1 tRNA gene and 2 rRNA genes (1 of these 3 cut by a window edge) are annotated in these 2500 nt (G+C 51.5%); all 3 read right to left on the reverse strand.

Features of this window, described 5'->3' with window-relative positions:
* A tRNA-Met gene (locus tag AB9F26_RS21855) sits at positions 1 to 77 on the reverse strand.
* Positions 78 to 172: 95 nt separating this feature from the next.
* A 5S ribosomal RNA gene (rrf, locus tag AB9F26_RS21860) occupies positions 173 to 287 on the reverse strand.
* Between the two features lie 141 nt (positions 288 to 428).
* Positions 429 to 2500, reverse strand: a 23S ribosomal RNA gene (locus AB9F26_RS21865) (it continues 761 nt past the right edge of the window).

The following is a 2500-nucleotide window of genomic DNA, read 5'->3' on the forward strand; positions in this document are numbered from 1 at the left end:
TGGTTGCGGGAGTCAGATTTGAACTGACGACCTTCAGGTTATGAGCCTGACGAGCTACCGGGCTGCTCCATCCCGCGACGCTTAGGCATTTTGCCTTAGTTCGCATCCCAGTTTTTGTAATTTCTGGGGTTTGAGGGATCGTTTGAGAGATACGTGTTATGTTTCTTACTAGGTTTGGCGGCGACCTACTCTCCCACGTCTTAAGACGCAGTACCATTGGCGCAACAGTGCTTAACTGCCGAGTTCGGGATGGGATCGGGTGTTTCACTTGTGCCATGACCACCAAACCGAGAAAGAAACACAACACACAGTTTTAACTATCAGATTTAGTTTCACTTAAAAAAGTGTAGCTTTTGATTATTCCGCCTGAACCCTTACCAAACTTACGTTCGGGGGTCAGGTTTGTAGAAGTCTATCTTCTACTGGATCAAATCAAGCCTATCGGGCAATTAGTATCAGTCAACTGAGTGCGTTACCGCACTTACATCTCTGACCTATCGACGAGGTGGTCTACCTCGGCCCTCAGGGAGATCTTGTTTTGAAGGGGGCTTCCCGCTTAGATGCCTTCAGCGGTTATCCTGTCCGTTCATAGCTACCCAGCACTGCCATTGGCATGACAACTGGTCCACCAGTGGAACGTTCACCCCGGTCCTCTCGTACTAGGGGCAACTCTTCTCAAATCTCCTACACCCACGGCAGATAGGGACCGAACTGTCTCACGACGTTCTAAACCCAGCTCACGTACCTCTTTAAATGGCGAACAGCCATACCCTTGGGACCTGCTCCAGCCCCAGGATGAGATGAGCCGACATCGAGGTGCCAAACACTGCCGTCGATATGAGCTCTTGGGCAGTATCAGCCTGTTATCCCCGGCGTACCTTTTATCCGTTGAGCGATGGCCCTTCCACTCGGGACCACCGGATCACTATGACCGACTTTCGTCTCTGCTCGACTTGTCAGTCTCGCAGTCAGGCTGGCTTCTGCCATTGCACTCAACGACCGATTTCCGACCGGTCTGAGCCAACCTTCGCGCGCCTCCGTTACTCTTTAGGAGGCGACCGCCCCAGTCAAACTACCCACCATACAGGGTCCCGGATCCAGATAATGGACCGCGGTTAGACATCAAACAGAATTAGGGTGGTATCTCAAGGGCGGCTCCACAAAGACTAGCGTCTCTGCTTCAAAGCCTACCACCTATCCTGCACAAATTGTGTCTAATGCCAGTGTAAAGTTGTAGTGAAGGTGCACGGGGTCTTTCCGTCTAACCGCGGGAAGCCTGCATCTTGACAGGCAATTCAATTTCGCTGAGTCCACATTTGAGACAGCGGGGAAGTCGTTACGCCATTCGTGCAGGTCGGAACTTACCCGACAAGGAATTTCGCTACCTTAGGACCGTTATAGTTACGGCCGCCGTTTACCTGGGCTTCAATTCGGAGCTTGCACTCCTCCTTTTAACCTTCAGGCACCGGGCAGGCGTCAGACCCTATACGTCGTCTTACGACTTCGCAGAGCCCTATGTTTTTAGTAAACAGTCGCCACCCCCTGGTTTGTGCCCCCGACCAAGACTTGCGTCCTAATCGGGCCTCCTTCTCGCGAACTTACGGAGGTATTTTGCCGAGTTCCTTAAATGTGGTTCTCTCAAGCGCCTTGGTATTCTCTACCAGTCCACCTGTGTTGGTTTAGGGTACGATCTTAAAGAGGGGCTATTTCCAGGAACCTCTAAGCAGCTCTTTCAATCCAATAAGGAAGAACTACCTTCGAGATCCGTCACCACCTCACGGCCCAGGAATATTAACCTGGTTCCCATCGACTACGCCTTTCGGCCTCGCCTTAGGGGTCGGCTTACCCTGCTCAGATTAACTTTAAGCAGGAACCCTTGGACTTTCGGCGACAGGGTCTCTCACCCTGTTTGTCGCTACTCATGTCATCATTCTCACTAGTGATCTCTCCACCCGATGGCTCACGCCCGGGCTTCACAGAAAGCTCCTTATCCTCCACTACACCCGAAGGTGCAAAAGAGGATGGGAACTATGTCACACTACGCTCTGCTACCATGCAATAAATGCATCCTAAGCTTCGGCTCATGGCTTGAGCCCCGTTACATCTTCGCCGCAGGACAACTTAATTAGACCAGTGAGCTGTTACGCTATCTTTAAAGGATGGCTGCTTCTAAGCCAACCTCCTGGTTGTTTTGGTCGTCCCACCTGCTTTCCCACTTAGCCATGAATTAGGGGCCTTAGCTGTAGGTCAGGGTTGTTTCCCTTTTCACCATGGGCGTTAGCACCCACAGTGTGTCTGCCGGATATTACTTCTCGGTATTCGGAGTTTGATTAGGATCAGTAAGACGGTGAGTCCCCATTACCCATTCAGTGCTCTACCCCCGAGAGTATTCGTCCGACGCTCTACCTAAATAGATTTCGCAGAGAACCAGCTATCTCCGAGTTTGATTGGCCTTTCACCCCTAGGCACAACTCATCCCGACCTTTTTCAACAGGTGTGG

The sequence above is a fragment of the Falsihalocynthiibacter sp. BN13B15 genome (assembly GCF_041205415.1).
Taxonomy (GTDB): Bacteria; Pseudomonadota; Alphaproteobacteria; order Rhodobacterales; family Rhodobacteraceae; genus Falsihalocynthiibacter; species Falsihalocynthiibacter arcticus.